Annotated in this window: 41 protein-coding genes and 1 pseudogene; all 42 read left to right on the top strand. The window is 34.3% G+C overall.

The features are described from left to right. Positions 1-207: 207 nt before the first annotated feature. Complete coding sequence (locus tag ACIFQN_RS34845; protein ID WP_429837639.1) at positions 208-873, top strand: hypothetical protein; 666 nt, start codon at positions 208-210, stop codon at positions 871-873. A 45-nt stretch (positions 874-918) separates the two neighbouring features. Beyond that, positions 919-1212, top strand: coding sequence for a hypothetical protein (locus ACIFQN_RS34840; RefSeq protein ID WP_429837638.1), 294 nt, complete (start codon positions 919-921; stop codon positions 1210-1212). A 182-nt stretch (positions 1213-1394) separates the two neighbouring features. Then, entirely contained in the window at positions 1395-1592 is a 198-nt protein-coding gene (locus tag ACIFQN_RS34835; RefSeq protein WP_429837637.1) for a hypothetical protein, read from the top strand. 12 nt (positions 1593-1604) lie between these two features. Beyond that, positions 1605-2213 (top strand): hypothetical protein, encoded by a 609-nt coding sequence (locus ACIFQN_RS34830; protein ID WP_429837636.1) that lies wholly within the window; start codon positions 1605-1607, stop codon positions 2211-2213. A 217-nt stretch (positions 2214-2430) separates the two neighbouring features. After that, complete coding sequence (locus ACIFQN_RS34825) at positions 2431-2931, top strand: hypothetical protein (protein WP_429837635.1); 501 nt, start codon at positions 2431-2433, stop codon at positions 2929-2931. 160 nt (positions 2932-3091) lie between these two features. Then, entirely contained in the window at positions 3092-3331 is a 240-nt protein-coding gene (locus ACIFQN_RS34820) for a hypothetical protein (protein ID WP_429837634.1), read from the top strand. After that, entirely contained in the window at positions 3328-3774 is a 447-nt protein-coding gene (locus ACIFQN_RS34815; RefSeq protein ID WP_429837633.1) for a hypothetical protein, read from the top strand. Before ACIFQN_RS34820 ends, ACIFQN_RS34815 begins: the two co-directional genes overlap by 4 nt. A 75-nt stretch (positions 3775-3849) precedes the next feature. After that, entirely contained in the window at positions 3850-4077 is a 228-nt protein-coding gene (locus ACIFQN_RS34810) for an XRE family transcriptional regulator (protein WP_429837632.1), read from the top strand. Between the two features lie 124 nt (positions 4078-4201). Continuing rightward, entirely contained in the window at positions 4202-4408 is a 207-nt protein-coding gene (locus ACIFQN_RS34805; protein WP_429837631.1) for a hypothetical protein, read from the top strand. 482 nt (positions 4409-4890) lie between these two features. Continuing rightward, positions 4891-5142, top strand: coding sequence for a hypothetical protein (locus tag ACIFQN_RS34800; protein ID WP_429837630.1), 252 nt, complete (start codon positions 4891-4893; stop codon positions 5140-5142). Between the two features lie 138 nt (positions 5143-5280). Continuing rightward, positions 5281-5502, top strand: a complete 222-nt coding sequence (locus tag ACIFQN_RS34795) for a hypothetical protein (protein ID WP_429837629.1) — start codon at positions 5281-5283, stop codon at positions 5500-5502. Positions 5503-5549: 47 nt separating this feature from the next. After that, positions 5550-5741 (top strand): hypothetical protein, encoded by a 192-nt coding sequence (locus ACIFQN_RS34790; protein WP_429837628.1) that lies wholly within the window; start codon positions 5550-5552, stop codon positions 5739-5741. Beyond that, a complete protein-coding gene (locus ACIFQN_RS34785; RefSeq protein ID WP_429837627.1) occupies positions 5738-6064 on the top strand; it encodes a hypothetical protein in 327 nt (108 codons plus the stop codon). The genes ACIFQN_RS34790 and ACIFQN_RS34785 overlap by 4 nt, the downstream gene beginning before the upstream one ends. A 199-nt stretch (positions 6065-6263) precedes the next feature. Then, entirely contained in the window at positions 6264-6410 is a 147-nt protein-coding gene (locus tag ACIFQN_RS34780) for a hypothetical protein (protein ID WP_429837626.1), read from the top strand. Between the two features lie 23 nt (positions 6411-6433). After that, positions 6434-6754, top strand: a complete 321-nt coding sequence (locus ACIFQN_RS34775) for a hypothetical protein (RefSeq protein ID WP_429837625.1) — start codon at positions 6434-6436, stop codon at positions 6752-6754. Positions 6755-6992: 238 nt separating this feature from the next. Then, positions 6993-7217 (top strand): hypothetical protein, encoded by a 225-nt coding sequence (locus ACIFQN_RS34770; RefSeq protein WP_429837624.1) that lies wholly within the window; start codon positions 6993-6995, stop codon positions 7215-7217. 34 nt (positions 7218-7251) lie between these two features. Next, the gene (locus ACIFQN_RS34765; RefSeq protein WP_429837623.1) at positions 7252-7503 is read left to right on the top strand and encodes a hypothetical protein; all 252 of its coding nucleotides are present in this window, start codon (positions 7252-7254) and stop codon (positions 7501-7503) included. A 29-nt stretch (positions 7504-7532) separates the two neighbouring features. Beyond that, complete coding sequence (locus tag ACIFQN_RS34760; RefSeq protein WP_429837622.1) at positions 7533-7796, top strand: hypothetical protein; 264 nt, start codon at positions 7533-7535, stop codon at positions 7794-7796. Between the two features lie 369 nt (positions 7797-8165). After that, positions 8166-8384, top strand: coding sequence for a hypothetical protein (locus ACIFQN_RS34755; protein WP_429837621.1), 219 nt, complete (start codon positions 8166-8168; stop codon positions 8382-8384). Positions 8385-8411: 27 nt separating this feature from the next. Beyond that, the gene (locus ACIFQN_RS34750) at positions 8412-8660 is read left to right on the top strand and encodes a hypothetical protein (RefSeq protein WP_429837620.1); all 249 of its coding nucleotides are present in this window, start codon (positions 8412-8414) and stop codon (positions 8658-8660) included. 202 nt (positions 8661-8862) lie between these two features. Continuing rightward, positions 8863-9084, top strand: coding sequence for a hypothetical protein (locus ACIFQN_RS34745; protein WP_429837619.1), 222 nt, complete (start codon positions 8863-8865; stop codon positions 9082-9084). Beyond that, complete coding sequence (locus ACIFQN_RS34740; protein ID WP_429837618.1) at positions 9056-9304, top strand: hypothetical protein; 249 nt, start codon at positions 9056-9058, stop codon at positions 9302-9304. The genes ACIFQN_RS34745 and ACIFQN_RS34740 overlap by 29 nt, the downstream gene beginning before the upstream one ends. Positions 9305-9545: 241 nt before the next feature. Further along, a complete protein-coding gene (locus ACIFQN_RS34735) occupies positions 9546-9818 on the top strand; it encodes a hypothetical protein (RefSeq protein WP_429837617.1) in 273 nt (90 codons plus the stop codon). Positions 9819-10082: 264 nt separating this feature from the next. Then, positions 10083-10346, top strand: coding sequence for a hypothetical protein (locus ACIFQN_RS34730; RefSeq protein ID WP_429837616.1), 264 nt, complete (start codon positions 10083-10085; stop codon positions 10344-10346). A gap of 264 nt (positions 10347-10610) precedes the next feature. Beyond that, positions 10611-10994 (top strand): hypothetical protein, encoded by a 384-nt coding sequence (locus ACIFQN_RS34725; protein ID WP_429837615.1) that lies wholly within the window; start codon positions 10611-10613, stop codon positions 10992-10994. Between the two features lie 65 nt (positions 10995-11059). Further along, positions 11060-11707, top strand: a complete 648-nt coding sequence (locus ACIFQN_RS34720; protein WP_429837614.1) for a hypothetical protein — start codon at positions 11060-11062, stop codon at positions 11705-11707. Positions 11708-11771: 64 nt separating this feature from the next. Then, the gene (locus ACIFQN_RS34715; RefSeq protein ID WP_429837613.1) at positions 11772-12041 is read left to right on the top strand and encodes a hypothetical protein; all 270 of its coding nucleotides are present in this window, start codon (positions 11772-11774) and stop codon (positions 12039-12041) included. Positions 12042-12158: 117 nt separating this feature from the next. Next, positions 12159-12500 (top strand): YolD-like family protein, encoded by a 342-nt coding sequence (locus ACIFQN_RS34710; RefSeq protein ID WP_429837612.1) that lies wholly within the window; start codon positions 12159-12161, stop codon positions 12498-12500. Positions 12501-12612: 112 nt separating this feature from the next. Next, positions 12613-13719, top strand: a complete 1107-nt coding sequence (locus ACIFQN_RS34705; RefSeq protein ID WP_429837611.1) for a DUF262 domain-containing protein — start codon at positions 12613-12615, stop codon at positions 13717-13719. A gap of 131 nt (positions 13720-13850) precedes the next feature. Continuing rightward, positions 13851-14195, top strand: a pseudogene (locus ACIFQN_RS34700) (type II toxin-antitoxin system PemK/MazF family toxin); the annotation flags it as partial. A 531-nt stretch (positions 14196-14726) separates the two neighbouring features. After that, positions 14727-15062, top strand: a complete 336-nt coding sequence (locus ACIFQN_RS34695) for a hypothetical protein (protein ID WP_429837610.1) — start codon at positions 14727-14729, stop codon at positions 15060-15062. A gap of 34 nt (positions 15063-15096) precedes the next feature. Continuing rightward, a complete protein-coding gene (locus tag ACIFQN_RS34690; protein WP_429837609.1) occupies positions 15097-15297 on the top strand; it encodes a hypothetical protein in 201 nt (66 codons plus the stop codon). Positions 15298-15302: 5 nt separating this feature from the next. Beyond that, the gene (locus tag ACIFQN_RS34685; RefSeq protein ID WP_429837608.1) at positions 15303-15494 is read left to right on the top strand and encodes a helix-turn-helix domain-containing protein; all 192 of its coding nucleotides are present in this window, start codon (positions 15303-15305) and stop codon (positions 15492-15494) included. 18 nt (positions 15495-15512) lie between these two features. Beyond that, the gene (locus tag ACIFQN_RS34680; RefSeq protein ID WP_429837607.1) at positions 15513-16184 is read left to right on the top strand and encodes an SOS response-associated peptidase; all 672 of its coding nucleotides are present in this window, start codon (positions 15513-15515) and stop codon (positions 16182-16184) included. Positions 16185-16311: 127 nt separating this feature from the next. After that, positions 16312-16536: an AbrB family transcriptional regulator gene (locus tag ACIFQN_RS34675; protein ID WP_429837606.1), complete on the top strand. Its 225-nt coding sequence runs from the start codon at positions 16312-16314 to the stop codon at positions 16534-16536. A 33-nt stretch (positions 16537-16569) separates the two neighbouring features. After that, positions 16570-16701 (top strand): hypothetical protein, encoded by a 132-nt coding sequence (locus ACIFQN_RS34670; protein ID WP_429837605.1) that lies wholly within the window; start codon positions 16570-16572, stop codon positions 16699-16701. 55 nt (positions 16702-16756) lie between these two features. Continuing rightward, positions 16757-17020, top strand: coding sequence for a hypothetical protein (locus tag ACIFQN_RS34665; RefSeq protein WP_429837604.1), 264 nt, complete (start codon positions 16757-16759; stop codon positions 17018-17020). 39 nt (positions 17021-17059) lie between these two features. Further along, positions 17060-17308, top strand: coding sequence for a hypothetical protein (locus ACIFQN_RS34660; RefSeq protein WP_429837603.1), 249 nt, complete (start codon positions 17060-17062; stop codon positions 17306-17308). 13 nt (positions 17309-17321) lie between these two features. After that, a complete protein-coding gene (locus ACIFQN_RS34655; RefSeq protein ID WP_429837602.1) occupies positions 17322-17540 on the top strand; it encodes a hypothetical protein in 219 nt (72 codons plus the stop codon). 62 nt (positions 17541-17602) lie between these two features. Continuing rightward, complete coding sequence (locus ACIFQN_RS34650) at positions 17603-17761, top strand: hypothetical protein (protein WP_429837601.1); 159 nt, start codon at positions 17603-17605, stop codon at positions 17759-17761. Between the two features lie 33 nt (positions 17762-17794). Further along, positions 17795-18049, top strand: coding sequence for a hypothetical protein (locus tag ACIFQN_RS34645; RefSeq protein ID WP_429837600.1), 255 nt, complete (start codon positions 17795-17797; stop codon positions 18047-18049). Between the two features lie 304 nt (positions 18050-18353). After that, the coding region (locus ACIFQN_RS34640) for a recombinase family protein (protein ID WP_429837599.1) at positions 18354-18636 on the top strand (283 nt) is incomplete at its 3' end.

The raw sequence follows: 18636 nt of genomic DNA, 5'->3' as shown, positions 1-18636 counted from the left end.
TACGAAATAACAGTTGATAATTTAGTTGCCATCGCTTATACTATAAGTAACAAAACAAATGAAACGGGGTAATGAACAATGTCTCAATCACAATTAGTAATTGCAAAGTCAAAAATGCAAAGGTTGTTGGCTCTCAAGGATCTAGCAGTGGCTGTGACATCAAAAATTAAGTAAATAAAAATAATATATAAAAAGGACTGTATACTTATGATCAACACAATTGCTTTTGAAGAAATGAATCTCATTCAGCAAATTGACAAACTGTCTGACATGTTAGGGGAAGCTTGCTTTACAGTAGTTGATTGTGTTAGTTATCAAAATATGACCGATGAACAAAAAACACAAGTGAAAGATACTTTTTTCTCTGAACTGAAGTCTAATCAAATCGAAGTCACTAACGAAATGATTGACGCAGCCGAGAAAGCATTCATCCAGTCTCCTATGCCCTCTATGCTCAGAGAATACAAATACTACACTCAGGGAGAATTCCAAAAAGCCTCTGAACAACTTACAGAAGGCCGCAAAGTGACCATTGTTAAATTCTCCGATTTTGGATTTCCTGTAGTAATCAATACAGTTATTGATAGGGTAGTAGTGGAGCCATATGCACAGCATAGGGAATCATTGAAGATCATACATAAGCCAAAACGTAAACGCTCATTGTTCAGCAATAGAATTCTACCCAAAGAGTCCATGTTGGTATATGAGGGTTGGTTAGATATCAACACTGATAGCCTTACCAGCACCATAGTTAGACAAGATCAACATGTAATAGTGAAACAATCGAAATACAGATCTTTTGATAAACAATTCATACAGGATGCTATTAACAGCATCAACGGAAATTTGATTGTGAAGTTGAATGTATCCTAATCAAATGACTATTTTATTCAAACTAAAATAATGGAGGAATCGAAAATGAGAGTATTAGAAAAAGGAATTATGCCAAATGGAACGTCAATCCAGATTGAAGAATGGAGCGAAAACTATAGCTTTATGCCATACGGAAGCACAATTGCAAGTTATCCAAAATCAAAAGTAAGTCATGAAGGAACATGTGCACCAAAGGGAAATCAAAGTTATAGATTTTCATTTAATTTCAAGTCAGAAGAAGAAACAAAAAAGGTGTTCAATGAATTATTAACAGGTGGTAAGGCATTATCTGATTTTAAGGAGAATCTATCTGAGAAAAAATATGCGGATTGTCTATAAAAGCGGTCTTTCATTTGAGAATGAAGAGTTTATACCTTAATGACCAGTTATTTTAGCTGGTCATTTTTGCTATTTCTAAAGGCTATGTATTGGTATGGTTGTGTATTCTATTACAAATTTTCAGAATTAACATTGACAGGATTAATATATAATGGTAATTTTAGTAAGGAGGTGGAAAAATTATGAAAACAATATTGCCAAGCATACTTTTGAGCTTATTGTCTTTCCCACTGGCAGTATTATTGCGTTTTCTGTATTTTTATGTTTTGCCCCCTTATGGGAGTGCAGAAACTGCACTATTATCATGTGTCATTTCTATTAATGTGGTTTCACTTATTATTGGTTATCAAGCAATAACCAATAATAAAAAAGATAAATAGGAGGTTCTACGAATGAAAAAGGCGTTAAAAAAAGTTGTTTCAAGTGTCTTGGCTCTCACTTTTTGCTTGGTAATACCTTTTGCTGCTAATGCAGCATCAGTGTCTACCGAGAAACAAGTAGTAAGTGAAAAAGATGTTCTTTTCACAGTGGAAGTTAACTCAGAGGAAGAGTTAAATGAATTCTTGGCAGAGCTTGATACTCACAATAAAAAAGCCCAGGAATTGTGGGAGGCGGCATTAGCAGAGTCTAACAACGAGACAGAAAATATAGAGAATATAGATGAAAACCAGATATCTCCTTTTGCTTTGGCGACCAGTACCGCATCTACGAGAATAAAATGGGGTGATACGAAATTTTATGCTTATATAGGTGCATATGTTGACTATGATAAGGTAAATGATAGATTTGGAACTATCCATGGCTTTCATATGTATGGTCTAGATAGTGATTCTTCGGCTGGAAATGTATACCATGAATACGAAAAATTGGATAACAATAGGACATTGGCTGTAAGTGCTAGTGCTTTGATTGGTGTTAAAAACGGTAATGGTATTATGTCATATTTCCCCTATAACGCATATATAGAATTTTACACTTCCGGTAAAGGAACCTTTTATTGATTGAACTAGGTGTTAGAAAAGTCCAGTGACTCTGGACTTTTTGCTTTTTGACAAGAAAGTTGGTTGTCTGATTTACTAAGTACATAAGATGTTTTTTCTTTTGATCAAATTGCAGTTTTATCCGATTATATAAAATAAAAATAATGAAAAACTTTGACAACAATAAAGAAAATCTGTATAATAAAGATATAAAATAAACGAAACGGAGATGATACATATGCAAATCACTACCGATTACATTGGTAAAATGCTCATTCATCCAGTAACAAACGAAATGGTAAAAGAAGACGACTTTCAAATGTTCAGTGATTGGACAACAACAAACTTCATTTATGCAGAAGATTGCCAAGAAGTTACAACAGAAGACAAAGTTACTCTAACTGGATCTATTGCAGGTGAGAAGTTTGAAGTTGAAATGGATATTGAAGATTATTTTGATGGGAAGTCATTCACTTACTCAACTGAAATCGAAATGACTACAGAAGATGTAATTGAACAAATTGAATACGACACAAATGCAAAAGTAGATAAAAATAATGTAATTAAAAATTATAGTCATGTACAACTGAATGGAGAAACATTGCTTAGCTTCAGGGTGAAAAATAATAAAATAATTGTATTCCCTACGTGCAAACATTTTTCAAGAACCAATTTTTTTGAAATTGATTTAGAACAATTGATCACGATTATTTTAGATAAAGAAAGAGAGGTGCAATAATGAAAGTATCAACATTGATAAAGAATTTGCAAAATTACATGGAAATGCACGGTGATCAGACTGTTTCCGTGTACGATCACAACAATGGACACACACTAGAAATTACTAGGCTAGATGGATTCCAAAATGTTTTACTCATCGAAATTGGAGATGATAACCAATGAGTCGAATAGAAGAAATTAAAAAACGTATAGAACAGTTACAAGAATTAGAAGACGCATTAATGACAGCAGGGAATGCACAAGCGGATAAAATCATACGAGAGCAAGCAGCAATACAGGAGTATTATTATGCCGATGTGTCTGATTTACTTGAGGAACTAGAAAGCCTTCAAAAGTATTGTGACAAGTGGAAAACATGGTTTCATGAGCCAATAGAGAGGAATGAAGATATTGTATGAACACCAGAAAGCAAATGGCAGATTCGATTAATAGTAATGTATGCGATAAACATTTACATACTCCAATTAAAATATATAATCAATGTGTAGGTTGTGAACTTGAAAGTTTGAATAATGGAATCAATCGACTTCAGACACAAGTAGATAAACAATTACATGAAAAAAGGGAAGTAATAGCTGAACTAGTTGTTAATGTGAAAATGGAAAGACAAGAGAACGCAAAATTAAGATCTGAAATTGAAACAATGAAATCTGTCATCCAAAAATACAAAAAAGCCTTAGAAGTAATCGGGAGCAAACATGAACCACCTGCAAGTAAAATTGCTAATGACGTTTTGTGGATAGTAGACAATGAGAAGCAAGAATTTCCTTGTGCTTATGATAAATGTACTAATAAGACCGATGATATTATTTTTAGTTTGTGTGATAAACACAGAAAATAATAAATCAATCTTGATATTACAATGCCCAAAAAGTTAAGATGTACTTACTATCTGAGATAAGGGTGAAGAGTATTTATGAGCCATAAGATTGATGAAACTTACATAACAAAAACTGAAATCATTGAAGCGATAAAAGCAGCAATGAGAGAGCAGGGGGTTTCAACTCGATCTTTAGGTGAAAAAATTGGCGTAAAACATCCTCAAATTGTCAGGGTGACAAGAGGAGACAACTACAACATGGACACGTTATTGAATATCCTTCATGGTCTTGGATTGAAAATCAAGATTGTCAAGGATGAATAAACTAGGGATATGCAAATTTCAGGGTGAAATATGTCTCTATTGATAGAGTATGAATATATAGCCTTCTTGAACTTTCAAGGTGAAGAAAAGACAAATATTACGTAATAAGAAAGGGAGACTAAAAATGGCTAAAGTAAATGAAATTTACATGAGTGCTAAATTATTGGATGATAAAGATAATGTTGTTATTTCTCGAATGGACTTTAGCTATTTAATCCGTATGGCTACAGCATTGGAGCAAATTAATGCAGTGCAACAACGTGTGTACAATGGTGAAATTGACGGACTTGATTTTGCTACCGAAGTCGAAGGAATTTTAGAAAGAACTTAACGTACATTTCGATATTTAACCAAACTTCTTTAAATTTTAGATAGCGAATCTTAGTGGCTAACCCCACTGTTTTCACCTCGAAAATTCAATACCCTAAACTAACTGGGAAACTTGCTCTTTATATTTTGATAAAATCGGTTTTTTATTGGTTTACTGGATATTGAACAAAAAGAAAGCGTGATTTATACTGTGATATGAGCTCACAAATGGAAAGTGGTGGAAGTATGTTCATAGATTTTTATGACAGATCTGTTTTATTGTACGACAGTGGTGATCGACCATGAGAGACAATGGAACAAGACCAGTTCAGGATAAAGGTAGAGATAATGGGCCTAGACCAAGAAACCGAGAGAATGGCCCAAGACCTTAAACCAGCAGTCAGAATCATACTGCTGGTTTTTCTTTTCCCATTGAAAGAATGTTTTCATACATAATGCAATATACTATGTTATAATAAAATAAAAATAAGCGAGGTGTTTTATTTGAGCAGAAAATTTTTAATGGTTGTCAGAGAATTATCTAGTCAACAAATGTCTAGAATGGTTGAAGGTCTTAAAGATTACAATGCAACTCTTGATTTGATACCAGTTGGCTCAAACGGAGAGTATACTTTATATGCAGATATGCCATCAGAGGATGCTGCGCAGACTGTTTTGAAGACACGTAAATTCTTGTATGGATGGTGTAAACCTTTGAAAATAGAATATGATTCAAACCCTAGAGACTTTTGGTAAAAGCCTCTTTTTTTTGTAATTAAATCTGCATTTCATAAGAAAATAACTAAAATATATGAGAGAAGGGTATTGTATTAACTAAAAATAAATGATAAAATAAAGACAGTTAAAGAATACATATTAAGGAGCGGATCAATAATGAAACAATCCATCTTGAGTGCTACAGATATCATTGAACTTTCTAACCAACTTGAAGCAGCAAGTTATAAAACGTTGGATATGTTCTTTTGTAAAATCTGGGGAATTGATTATGATAAAGTTCCTTACTATCAAGAAGCAAAATCAGCACTTGATCACATGATGGAGTGTGTAGAAGTTAAATACCCAACGTATACATCTTATGAATGGATTTGCAAATAAAAATTATAAATAAAATTAGTTGAAATATAAAAAGGAGAGTGGCTAATTTGATTAACTTACTAAACACTTATACAAAGGAACAGCGAATAACTTTAAAAAGAATGCATGGACAATCAAATGTAAAAGCAACTGTTTTGCTTGCCATGGAAGACTCTTTACTTGTACAGGTTGATGGATATTCGGGAACGACAATGGTCTATGAATACAACATCTTACAGGAAAGGGGAGTGTGCAAATGATTAAAACATTCACTAAGGAACGGCAACAAGGATGGACTGAGGTAAGAGTCGTTAACCTTGAAACAGGAGAATTCAAGGGGTTTAATGTTGAAATCATCAATGGTAAAAAACTCGTATTTACTCAATTTCTAAATAATACATACAAAATGGGTTATGAGAAGCCGAAAGAGTTTTTATTTAGAGCAAAAGAAATGGGTATGAAAGAAACACCAAATGATTTTCTGGATCTTTATCCTGTATGGAACCCAAAAACAGATTTAACCGAAGAACTCAGAGAAAAACATAAAGTAAATTTTATGCTTCTGAAAGCGGGGTGCAATTGATGATAAACACAAGAGACAATGAGAAACTCAATCCATGGGTTTGGACGGAATTAGCAGAAAGTAAAAAGCCAGATCGAAAAGCTGGTGAAACTGTTCCTACAGGTTTCTTGTTTGAGGGATACGGTGAGTATTACCCTTATCAAGCGTGGATTAAGAAAGGATATGTAAGACGCATAGAACATTACAAGGGGGAGTCTTAATGCAAGAAGCTGATTTTACATTCTTCAGTCCAGTGAAATGGTATTACAAGGGACAAACAGGAAGCGGCTTTGAGATATATGAACACAAAGAAAGTGGAACAATTAATATCTATGACCCAATTACAGGTGACATTGTAGAAGATTAAGTAAATAAAATTAAGGAGTGTATATGATGATTAAAATGACAGTGAAGCTGATTATGATGTTGGTTTTAGTATGTGTCATCACGTTTAACGCAGCAAGTGCTTTCGCATGCGGAGAGTATACAGTGTTCATCTATAAAGTGACAAAGGCTGAAAACGGAGAATACTGGGGAACTGGAGTTTATGACGAAAGTAGAGTGTATTTTACTCAAGAGTTTATCCCGCAAGGCGAGGAAATCAATGTTGATGATGTTGTGATAGCATACTTTGATCCTAAGAACGTTGTGGATGGCCTTGTGATGGTCGAGAAAGTAGAAGGAGTAGGAATAGATAAGGATGACCATTAATAGACTAGAATCAAAAGGAGGGAGATCTTATGATTAGTCAAGACCGAGTGAACTTTATAATGGGCGAGCGAGTTATGCCAGCGGCTTTGGTTGTTCTAATATTCATTGCTCTTCATATTTGAATAAGAAGTAAAAAATGATTGCAAATAGGATTTTTATAAGTTAAAATAATAAATATAAACGATGTTTAGTGTTGGAATATACATAATTTCAATTTCAGACAAGAAAGGATTAGAAAATGAACAGAGATAACATAAACTCAATGATTAATGAGAAGAAAGTCCGATTAGAAGAGAAGTTGACTGAATACAAAAAGTCGTTAGGAAGTAACATCAATAGAGCTTTTAATTCAACAGATTTTGAAAACATTTCTACCGTATCGGTTAGATATGCAACCGCAATAGCAAAACTTGAAGCAGAAATTCAGCAGCTGGAAAATATGTTGTTTTATGTGAGAGATTAGATCACACAGATAATCCTTTTGGGAGTTGTCGTTTATGGGAAAGAAATTTGAAAAATATCTGATGTGTAACTTTGGATATTTTAATAACAGTAATGGTGCAAACCAGTATGTCTCGTTGATATTTACTCACATCGACAAGGGTTTAAATCAACATTGTGACCGATGTGGTGAAAGATTAACTGGGAAACAGGCTTATTACTTCACTGAGGACACTGAAGGACAGGAAGCGTGGGTTTTTGGCAGCACATGTGTAAAGTATGTCTTTGGAGCTGGACTCGGTAAATAAAATGTATTTCCACATAAAGGGGAGAAAACATGGAATACGAAACTCTATCTCTTTTTGGCATTGAAGTGCTCGAATTCTGTTTCTTAGATGTAATGGAAAATGGCACCCAATATAGTGAAGGAACTTTTACTCTCAAAACACTGAAAAAGTTTGACGGAAGAATAGTAATAATAATGAATGATTGGAAAGTGCTTATCTTTGATCACGAAGGGGAAAGCGTAGAAGAGGAGTTTTTTCTAATTGAAAATGATGAATTTAGAGAGTTATTGTATAGCAAGTTTCCAATTAAATGATCCTAATATCAGGAGTTGATAACAATGGCAAAATGTGTGGTTTGTGAAAGGAAGATCGACACTAAAAATGAAGTTCATTATAAATTCGGCAGAGAATATGTGTGTCAAGGTGATGATGAAGAATCTACATGCGTAATTACATACTGCTACAGTAAAATGATCGATCGGAAACAAGGATAGAGAAAATAATGAAATGAATATTTCAGCATATAAAGGAGTTGTTTAACTTTCTAACTACGGATCACTTTATAATTCTATTTGTTGTATTTTTGATAAGTATTTGTGTGGGAATTATTAATAAGCGATATTACAGAAAATAGTGTAAGTAAATCGATAAAAGGATTCTTTGATTAGAAATGGGGAATGTGTATGGAGGTAAAATGCCTTAGTGATGTTTATGGATATGGTGAGGTTCTTTTTAAAAGTGGCTGCACATATCCAACATCAGTATATAAAGGAATCTTATCAGCGCAAACAGAAAAGAAGCAGCCATATCCTATCGGTTATGAAGCAATCGCGTTTGACAGTAACGAGAACTGGAATAGGGATAAATGGTTTAGTTATTACTTTGAAATTGTAAATGAGTAACTATTTCTAAAAAGGAGTTGATTGATATTGTTCTTTGGTAATATTGCCGATTTACTTAATCCCAAAAGGGACGAAATCAAATACTACATATGGCAGCACAAGACAGGTTGGATTGTTCAAGATAGCAAGGGAGATTCTGCAATTGGAACAACCAGAGAACAAGCAATTGAAAACTATAAACAGTTGCTAGATAAGAAAATTGCCGATTTGACTGAAAAGGTGGAACGTGATCAGGCAGAAATGAAAGATAGACATCGGAAATTGTGGAATTACTAGAAGGAATGGGAGATGATTATAATGGCTAAACGAGTTCAGTATGAGAGTGAAAGTTATTTAGTCCAAAGATGTGCCAATGTGGAATGTAAGGCATTATTCTCTGCATTTCAAACTGTATGCCCGTATTGTAAATTGCAAGCAACTGTTGAAGACTAAATCAAATTGAGATTTGATTGAAAGATAACAAGGAGGAGTATAGATCATGTACACAATTAAGATGGTTCGTTTTCAAAGAGTAGAAGAAGCTAAATGGGAAGTTGGAATTATGCTCGATGACAAACTGATAGTTGATGAACAATGCTATCCAGTCCAAGCGCCAATTTGGGACTATAAGGAGTTACCAGATATTTTTTCAATGTCTATCGGAAGTCTAATTAAAGAAGCTAAACAATATTGTGGAATTAGAAATGAAGATGATAAATAACCCAATAAATGTGGAACTTTATTATGAATATGGAGGACAAAAGGTGGGTAAGGAAGTAGAAAGACTACTGAACAGGGCAGGACTTTGGGAGACAAGATCAAAGCAAGCTGCTTTAAAAGGTGATTATGGCAGGGCAGGGAGACTCAGATCAAAAGCATTACAATTGGCAGCAGAAGCACGAAGGATTGAAGAGAGAAACAAGGCGAATAAGCGAAACTAAATGAATGTAAAATTTGATTAGAAATGAGTTGAATATACTGTGATTTATAACCGAGTGGGGTCAGTTCGTCAAATTACAATAGATGCAAAACCTCCAAGTGCTGTGAATGACAAAGATATATTGCATAAAATGATGGTGGATCGCAGGTCATTAAGCACGAATCATCAAGGTACCTATCAATTAAGAAATACACAATATCAAAGCAACTTTGTGAAATAAAATAAAAATGGAGAGTGATTGCATGATGATTGTTCCTTTAGGTGTGTCAATCTGTTTATATACAGGAATATCAAGAAGAATTGAATCCTTGAAATCAACGATGAGTTTGCATGATGAAGGAATAGTGGAAATTACGCCAAAATCAATTAAGCAAGATTATAAAATGATAGAAGAGGCGATAGGTTTTTATGTAGAACATTGTGCCTTATCTTTTGTTCATCTGGAGCAGCAATTTGAACCCGTTAAGGAACGGTATCATAATTTCCTAATGGCGCATTTTCAAGAAGACCTCTAATAAGGAGTTGCCATGTACAAACTTTATAAATACATTCCTGTAGTTGATGACATGGTATATAACTGGGATGAGGTATGTGTATCACAAAACATATACTACATTTCTCAACTTGCAGAAGGTATGTGTAGGGTAGATGGTAAAGGGAGATATAGGTATAACATTGATCAATTGACGTTCGAAGTGATGAGGTTAGGGAATGGCAAGTATAAGCATTTAAAAATAAATTGAATAAAAGCATAGTTTGATTGAAAAGGAGAGATTAACATGGCATTACAATTCAATGTAAATAGCCAAGAGGTTTTTAATAATAATTTTGGAGATGTTATGTCACTAAATGAGTTTATTCATTTCTGTGAAGATGAATCATTTATTGATTACGATGGATATGTATCAGAAGTTTTATTGAACAAAAAAGTCATCTGCATCCAGACAATCTATCCTTCAGAATTGCTCAATAAGTACAAAAAAGATTTGTTGAAGCTCCAAGGTATGGTAGGTGACTTGCAAGTTGTATGGTACAACAGATAATTTAATCAAAGTTTGAATTCAATGGGTCAGGAGGTCTGTAAAATGAAGGATTGTAAACAATGTGGAACATTCGATATGGTAATCAGGTGTTTTGAAAGAGATACAGAAAGATTTGGGGAAGAGTTTGTTTATAAAAGTGATATTGACGGCTACAAGTTTGCGAATATACGCGACTGTTGTTACTGTGAAAACAACAAAAATAAAACCCGATAAATTCGTTCCTTTATCCAGAGTGATATAATGGAAAAAGAAGGGGGTCTTTCAATGATAACTAAAGGATATAAGTACATAACTTGGGATATTGGAGAAGAAAACGCCGAAGTGTACATTGAAAAGATCAACCTAAATCAGCCAATCCATCATAAAGAACTTAGTTGTACAAGAGGCAGAGAAGATAAAGAATTTCTTGAAGGTATATATATTTGTTCGACATTGGAAGAACTCTTCATTTGGGTGAAAGAAATACTCGATGAAGGTGGTGTCTCAGCAATTGAAATACTTGAGGTAACTCCCATTGGTATTATAAAGCAAAAGCATTACGAGAACGGGAGAGTGGCGTTCGTGGTTGATGAAGTAGAGGCAAGGATCGTGTCTGATATCGAATTACCAAGTGAGTTTCATGTGTTATTCGATGAGTACTTTCAATAAAAGAGACAATTGATTGAAATTTATGGTACAATTTATGGTAAAAATAAACAAAGGAGGAAGAACTAATGCGAAATTTCGATCAGGAGATAGAAGCAAAAAGAAATGAATTTGAAGAAGTTAAACATCAATTGAGTAACACGAGAAATCAATTCAAAGCTGCACTCATCCCATTTGTTCAGCAACAATTCAAGACCGAAGCAGAAAAAGTAATTAAGCGTAACCCTGAATTAGTGAAAGAGTTGGGGATAGAAAAATTAAAAGAGTTAAAAGATGAATTGGCTATTTTATCTGCAAATGCACCCGATATTATTAACGAATTTTTTGATGAAGAACAGTTGTGGTGGGACTTGAAAGAGAATGAGCACCTTTATTTTTGTAGTGGCAAATATTTACCAGATCATCTAAATAAAGCTCTTCGACTTGTAATTGGAAAGTTCGGAGAGTTGTTTTCAAAATACGATCTTATCAAAATAAAACCTACTGGGCAAAACGACTATGATGTATGGATTGAACGAGATGAGTACACTCGAAGTCATAAACACAATGGGCGACCAAGTTATCCAAACAGATTAGAGTGTACACCTGATATCATAAATTATGTTTCTGAATATAAGGACTATATTAACAATGCGAAAAGAATTCAATCAGATATAAATAAGATTCAAAGAGAAAAAGAATCTACAGCAGCAATTGATTTATGGGATTCCTTATAAAATACGCATTTTAATTGTTTGTATTTTGTATATTATGATATCTTGAATTAAAGGAGTGTGAATTATGAAAAAAGTTACGCTGGATATTATGGCTAAATATCTAGTTGCTGGAGATATCATTAACTTGGATCGAAAACAGATTAAAGTTGAAGCAGTACAAAATAGAAAAGACAATGCTGTATTTATTGTAGGTAAGAAAGTAACCAAGAAAGAATCTGCCGTCTCGAAGTTAATTGAAATGCAGCCAGATGAGTTTGTATCCACAGTAGCTTATGTTGACAGCCTTAATAACAAATGGTATCACCCTAATGAGTTAACGGCTAAGACAAATTAATAATCAATTCTTGGGAGGCTTTGCCATAAGCAAAGTCTTTTTTTGTACTTGCATAAGAGTGTAACTCGGAGCATAATATAGATACGAACAAATGTTCTTGTGTAGGGGTGGAATGGAATGTCGAAGAAAATCAATGATCTGTTTGGTAGCATGCGTATATTACTTCCAGAACATAGGTCAGCAATAATTAGCCATGGTGAAGAAAGCAGACTAGAGAAAAAACCAGACGTAGATGAAGACGATTTCGGAGAGATGTGTTTCAGGATTTATGATAGTACGCAATATGACTATGCAATCAATGTAAAGTGGCTTCAGTCTGTAAAAGGGAATCTTGGTACACTGGAAGAGACTTGGGGAGTCGTGAAGGAAATAGACGTAAACCGTAAGCAATTCAAATTAGTCAGCGACTGGAATTCAGAGTGGATCAAGATAGAAAGCCTAGTTAGCGTGACAAAGTAACCTTCAAAAGACCTTGATTACAGGGTCTTTTTTCTGTTTTTATACATAAGATTTATCAGGGATAAATACCATTTAGTTTGCCTACAATGATCTAATAAAAGGAGTGGGTAAAATGGGCAGAAAGAAGACTCTAGGTTCTAATGCATTGCAATTTAATGAGCAAGAATCAAATAAACTAATTTTCCTGAAGACATTACAGGGTATAAAGATCAAAGATTTCGGCATTAACAAGTTGAAACAGGAAATGAACATTAAAGAATTTATGAGACAACAGGATCGATTTATATATAATGATCCAGTTCAACGAAATGCAGACGCATGGGACGATTTAAAAGGGTCAATGTTGATGCATTCGTATATCATGGGCATTCCAGTACCTAACATCTATGTGCAGCTTGTAAACGGCAAATATAACGTTATTGATGGTAAACAGAGACTAACAAAAACTATAAAGTTTGTAGAAAACAAAATGCCACTTCATAAAGATACTCCTCCAGTGACAATAACGGATGAGGAAGGCAATGTTCACGAATATCCAATTGCAAATCATATGTTTACTGCATTGCCTGAAGAGTTCCAGAACCGAATACTTGGTCTTACTTTAGTATTTGAGTTACTTGAAATGGATGATGAGATTAAGAATTTAGTCTTCCAGCGCTTAAATAACAACGAGTCCCTTAATGCCATTGAAAAACTGGAAGCTCACATGGACAATGCAACTATTGATTACCTATCCACGATGACTAACAATCCATTAATACAAAACGTGAGTATATCTGGTAACCTAAGAAATAGGAAAGGTGATCGTGAGGTTATTGTACAATCAATGCTTTTCATTGATAAAGATGGGGAAACAGGAATAGGATCTGCGGATTATACAAAATGGGTTATAGATACAGGTGTGCCCACTGAAGCAAAAAGGGCTTTTGCTGAATCTGTGCAGTATCTTAATTTAGTTGTAGATCATATTGACAATAAACACTACAAAGAAACATTTAAGAAGACGCATATTCCTATGCTTTGTATGGTAGCAAAACATGCTCAAGCAACAATTGCACCAGAAGACTTTGCGAATTGGCTGATATCCTTCTTGGTTGAAAGGTACAAAGATGAGTCATATAGAGAATTTGCAAGCAACAAGGCTGCTTCAAAAGAAAATACCTCAGCAAGATATAGATTAATGTTAAAAGACTTTAATAAGACATTTAACCTGTCGTAATTTGACGGGTTTTTTGTTATGATATTGGTTATTTTTGCTTGCTTTAGGTATTTCGTCATGGTAAGATTAAGACATAAAAATAAAACGTAATCATATCATAAACTATAATCTAGGAAAAGGGAGGGGATAATTTGAAACCAGTATATCGAGGGGAGATTTACTTGGCTGATTTGTCTCCAGTAGTGGGTAGTGAGCAAGGAGGATTTCGTCCTGTCTTGGTAATTCAGAATGACATCGGTAATAAATTTGGCCCAACAGTGATTGTTGCTGCTATAACGTCCAAGATTTCGAAGGCAAAATTACCAACGCATATTGGGATTAGTTCATTGGAGTATGATATTGAAAAAGACAGCGTAATATTGTGCGAACAGATCAGGACTATTGACAAACAGCGCTTATCTGAAAAAGTAGGAACATTGGATAGGGACACAATGGAAAATGTTAATTTGGCTTTGCAAGTAAGCTTAGGAATGATTAGCCCAAACGATTTTTTAACGATTAAAAATAACAAATTTCAAGTAAAAAAAGTTAGTTGTGTAGCTATTTAAAGTCGAAATTATAATTTTTATTATTGATTTTGAAATACAAAAAAACATTAAACAAGGGTGACTAAGGTGAAATTGAGAGCATTTGAGCAGAAACTAGAGCGAGAAGGAATTACTGGAATCGTAAAAGATATTCTCATTAAACAGTATATTAATCTAAGTAAATGACAGAAGGATTACATACTAACGCAAAGAATTGTATACGTAGTGAACATTCAGATCAAACTTTGATTTTATAGGAAAAAAGGAGAGAATGTTAATGATTATTACATGCACAGATGATAAGAAAATACTGACTTGGGGAAATTATATACGTGTTTTTAAAAATTGCCCATATCGTAATGGCTGGATTATGGAATTGCAAGTACCACAATCGGATTGGGAAGACAGCAAATATGACAAGTATAGGTCATAAGAGAATTTTGAATCAAAGACTTATATGATTGGGAAAGGAATGGCATTATGAATAAACTAGAAGTTGGGATGAAAGTATACCTTAAACCAGATGGAAATATGGCTAGACATACTGAGGATATTAAAGAGATGTTAATTAAAAAGATCGGAAGGAAATATTTCGAAGTATGGGATGGTAGTAATGAGCGATGGGTAATTAAGTTCGACCTAAAAGAGTATAACGAAGTTACTGATTATGCAGCAGACTGGAAATTATATTTTAATAAGCAAGATATTTTAGATGAAGCAGAAACTCAAAAATTGAAATGGGATATTGAAAAGAAGATTAACACGTTAACCCTCGAACAGTTGAAAAAGATTAGTACAATTATTGAATCTGAATAAATATGTGATTTTATGAGAAATGGAGCTGAAATGTATGCAAGAAGCTAAACCTACATTTGGAGTTATGTTAAAATCATATGATGGGTTGAAAACTTATGAAAAAGTTTTAGTAGTCGTGGACATTCCAGAAGAAGAAAGAATAAATGGGACTAAAATTCTGGTTGAAGATTTGACAGGTGAGCCATACTGGGTAGAAGAATCCGATGTTCGAATTGACTTTATTGAGGGAGATTAAATGCTATGAATCCTTCAGATATTGAGATATATTTAACTGTAACTGAAGCAGCCCAACACTTAAATATGAGTAAAGAAGAAGTTAAGGACTTGGTTCGAATTGGAGTCATTGTACCTTATAAGGCTCATCCTAATGATGCTAGATATCTAATTCCATTATCAGAGATAAAGACCTATCAAAAAAGAACTGTACACTAATTAGTTGAGGTGAAATCCATGTGTGGCAGATTCACTTTGATAGCCAGTCCTGAAGACCTTATTGATCGTTTTGAACTCATCGATGGGATTCCATTTGATATTATTCCAAGATACAACGCTGCACCAAGTCAGTTTCTAAGTGCAATCATTAATGTTAACGGGAAAAACCGGATTGGCAAGATAAAGTGGGGACTAATTCCCTCTTGGGCGAAAGACGAAAAGATGGCCTTCAATATGATAAACGCCAAATCGGAGACATTGCGAGAAAAACCAGCATTTAAAGGGCTTCTGACAAGAAAACGTTGCTTGATACCCGCTGATGGTTTCTACGAATGGATGAAGCTCGACAATAGAAAGCAGCCCATGAGAATTATGATGAAGTCAGGTGAGATATTTTCATTTGCTGGTCTCTATGATACATGGATTAATCCTGTAGGCGATAAAGTACATACGTGCACTATTATTACAACAAAACCAAATGAATTAGTGGCTGAAATTCATGATAGAATGCCAGCGATACTTAAAAGAGAAGATGAATCAGTTTGGTTAGATAGAAACGTTCAAGATGGCGACTTACTCGAATCATTATTAAGTTCATATGATAAGGATCAAATGATGGCTTATCCTGTTCCTGCATTGGTTGGTAATGTTAAGAATGACTTACCTGAATGTATTGTAGAAATGGTATAAGAAGAGCCTGCCAGTTGGTGGGTTTTTGTCTTATGTTGAAAATAAAAATATAAAATAAAACAAAGTTTAGTATTGCGCTATTATATAGTAGTCGCTATAATGGATATATAAGGAAGCGTAAGGTGAGGTGAACCAATTGCAAAGAAAAGTCATCAAGATTGGAACAAGCTTAGGAGTATCCATCACTGAACAGTTAAAGCTGATTGGCGCGGAGTATGGGGATACATTATCAGTTGAAGTAAATGGGGATAAGGAAATTGTAATTAAGAAGTTACATAAGATTGAGTTGCCAGATGATCCAAAATTGCTAGCTGAGATTCAGAAGATGATTGAGGAGCATAACAGTAAGTAGCTAACAATTCAGTATAAAAAGGAGCGAGTAATTGTGGGAGATAGAGAATGCCCAATATGTGAAGAAGATACTTTGATTGAATCTAGCCTTGGTAAATGGAAGTGCTTAAAATGTAACGAAGTATTTGATGAGGAGTTTCTAGATGCAACAGAAGATGACTTGTAAGAATTTGCTACATGCAATCAAAGTCTAATTTTATGGGGAAAGGAGAATAGATGTAATGGAAAAACAAATCAAAGAAACTGAATGGGGAAAGTTGAGTGATCCGGTAAAAACAATCCTTGAACGAGTGGACATCAACAGAAAAGATGCTGATTTAATTATTGGTGAAGAAATAAACATCCCGTATTTTAAAGGCATCGTCACTGAAGAAATTGCTGAAGAATTGGTCAAATATCAACACTCTAATGAAAATGAAGGATACTTTTCAGCAATGATTGAAGGGAAGATTCTAAAGATCAAGTTTCTGAGACAAGGTTTTTAGTTAAAATCAATATTTGATTGGAATTGAGGAGTGTCATTAATGAGAATTGAGAAGGTTGTTACAGTCATACGTGACAGAGAACCTTCTGACATCAAACCGAATGTCGGATGGAGATTTGACTTCGAAGATGATGACGGAAATGAGTATGAATGGAACACTACAGTTGATCCAGAACAAGTACGAAATGGACAGAAGTGGTTAGTACGTATGACGATAATCGGGAAAGCAAGTGTACTAGGTAAGCCATTCACAAGAGTAAAGAATGTTACGTTTGTCGAAAGACGATAAAAGGAGAATTTCAATGAGAGACGACGATATCGATAATGGTGAGGAACTTTTTAATATCTATCGACCTCAGAGAATAATTACAGATCCAGTTGAGAAAGATTTGATGGATAAATCTCACGATGCATTCATGAAAATTATGGAGCTACCTACAATTGAAAATAAGCTGACTTATGAAAAAATTGAGGATGAACTGAAGGTGTATAGAAAGCAAGTAATAGATCGTCTTAAGTAAGAAGCAAAATACGAAATCGCTGAATATAAGCAGATATTCATTCGGAAAGGTGAAGAGAATAAATGAATAAAACAATCCTATTGACTTACCATGACGAGAAGCACCCCCATGGAACATTTGCTTGGTTCGAAACCGAGGAAGAACTAGATGAATTTCTTGAAATTAATGAAGTCAATAACATTGAAGCAATCAAGTTTCATGGAATACAAGTAATCCGATAAAAGAAGATTTTCAACGAAAGAGGGAATTGAGCGATGGAAGAAATTCTGTCTGTTGAACACTTCAATGAAATAAAACAAAAAGGCATCGGATATATCGCCATAACGGATCATATTTTACCAGTTAATCGAGTCCATGAAGTTTTATGTGGAGATGTGTCAGTGAAGCATTTTCATAAAAAGGTCATAGAAAGTGGACGAAAAAATGGCAAGTATTATTTTGTAGAAGATTATTTTGAAGCGCTAGATAAATTTCATAAGATGCAGAGATGTAGCAAGTGTTTACCATAAAAGATGGTTTTAAAACAGAAAGGGAGATTCAAACATGGGAAGGGTAAAGCTAGTAAAAAAGGACAGGTATTTAGTTTGCCCGATCTGCAATGAAATGGAGTTCACGCAGGAGGAAGTTGAACTTAAGACACGAGATCCCGAGGATACGCTCCCTAATTATTTTCTTGCAAAGTTTAAACTGTTCATATGTAGTGCATGTAGTTGGTCTGGTCTATTCGAAAGAATGTACGATGCTGGTCTAAAAAGTCAGACAGTAATCTATGAGGAATTGGAATAAAATGAAGATTTGAAAGGATGATGATTAATGATTGCCATTTACTCCAGAAGTGCTGCAAAAAACAATGAATCTATTGCTCAACAAGTACAGAAGTGCTTGTCATTGATAAACGGTCAAGAAGTTGTATTCTTTTCTGATAATGGTACATCAGGTCTAGAGTCAGACAGAGAAGGATTAAAGGCTCTAATTGAATCAGGAAAAACAGGTTTAATTAAAAAGGTACTGGCGGTTGATCCAGCAAGATTTTCGAGAAATTTCATTGAGGTTAAAGATGTAGAAATGCAGTTAAATGGTAAGCGTCAAACCCAGC

This window comes from Brevibacillus sp. NRS-1366, from assembly GCF_050467985.1.
Note: the sequence above shows the minus strand (reverse complement) of the source record. Positions and strands in the feature narration are given on the sequence as shown.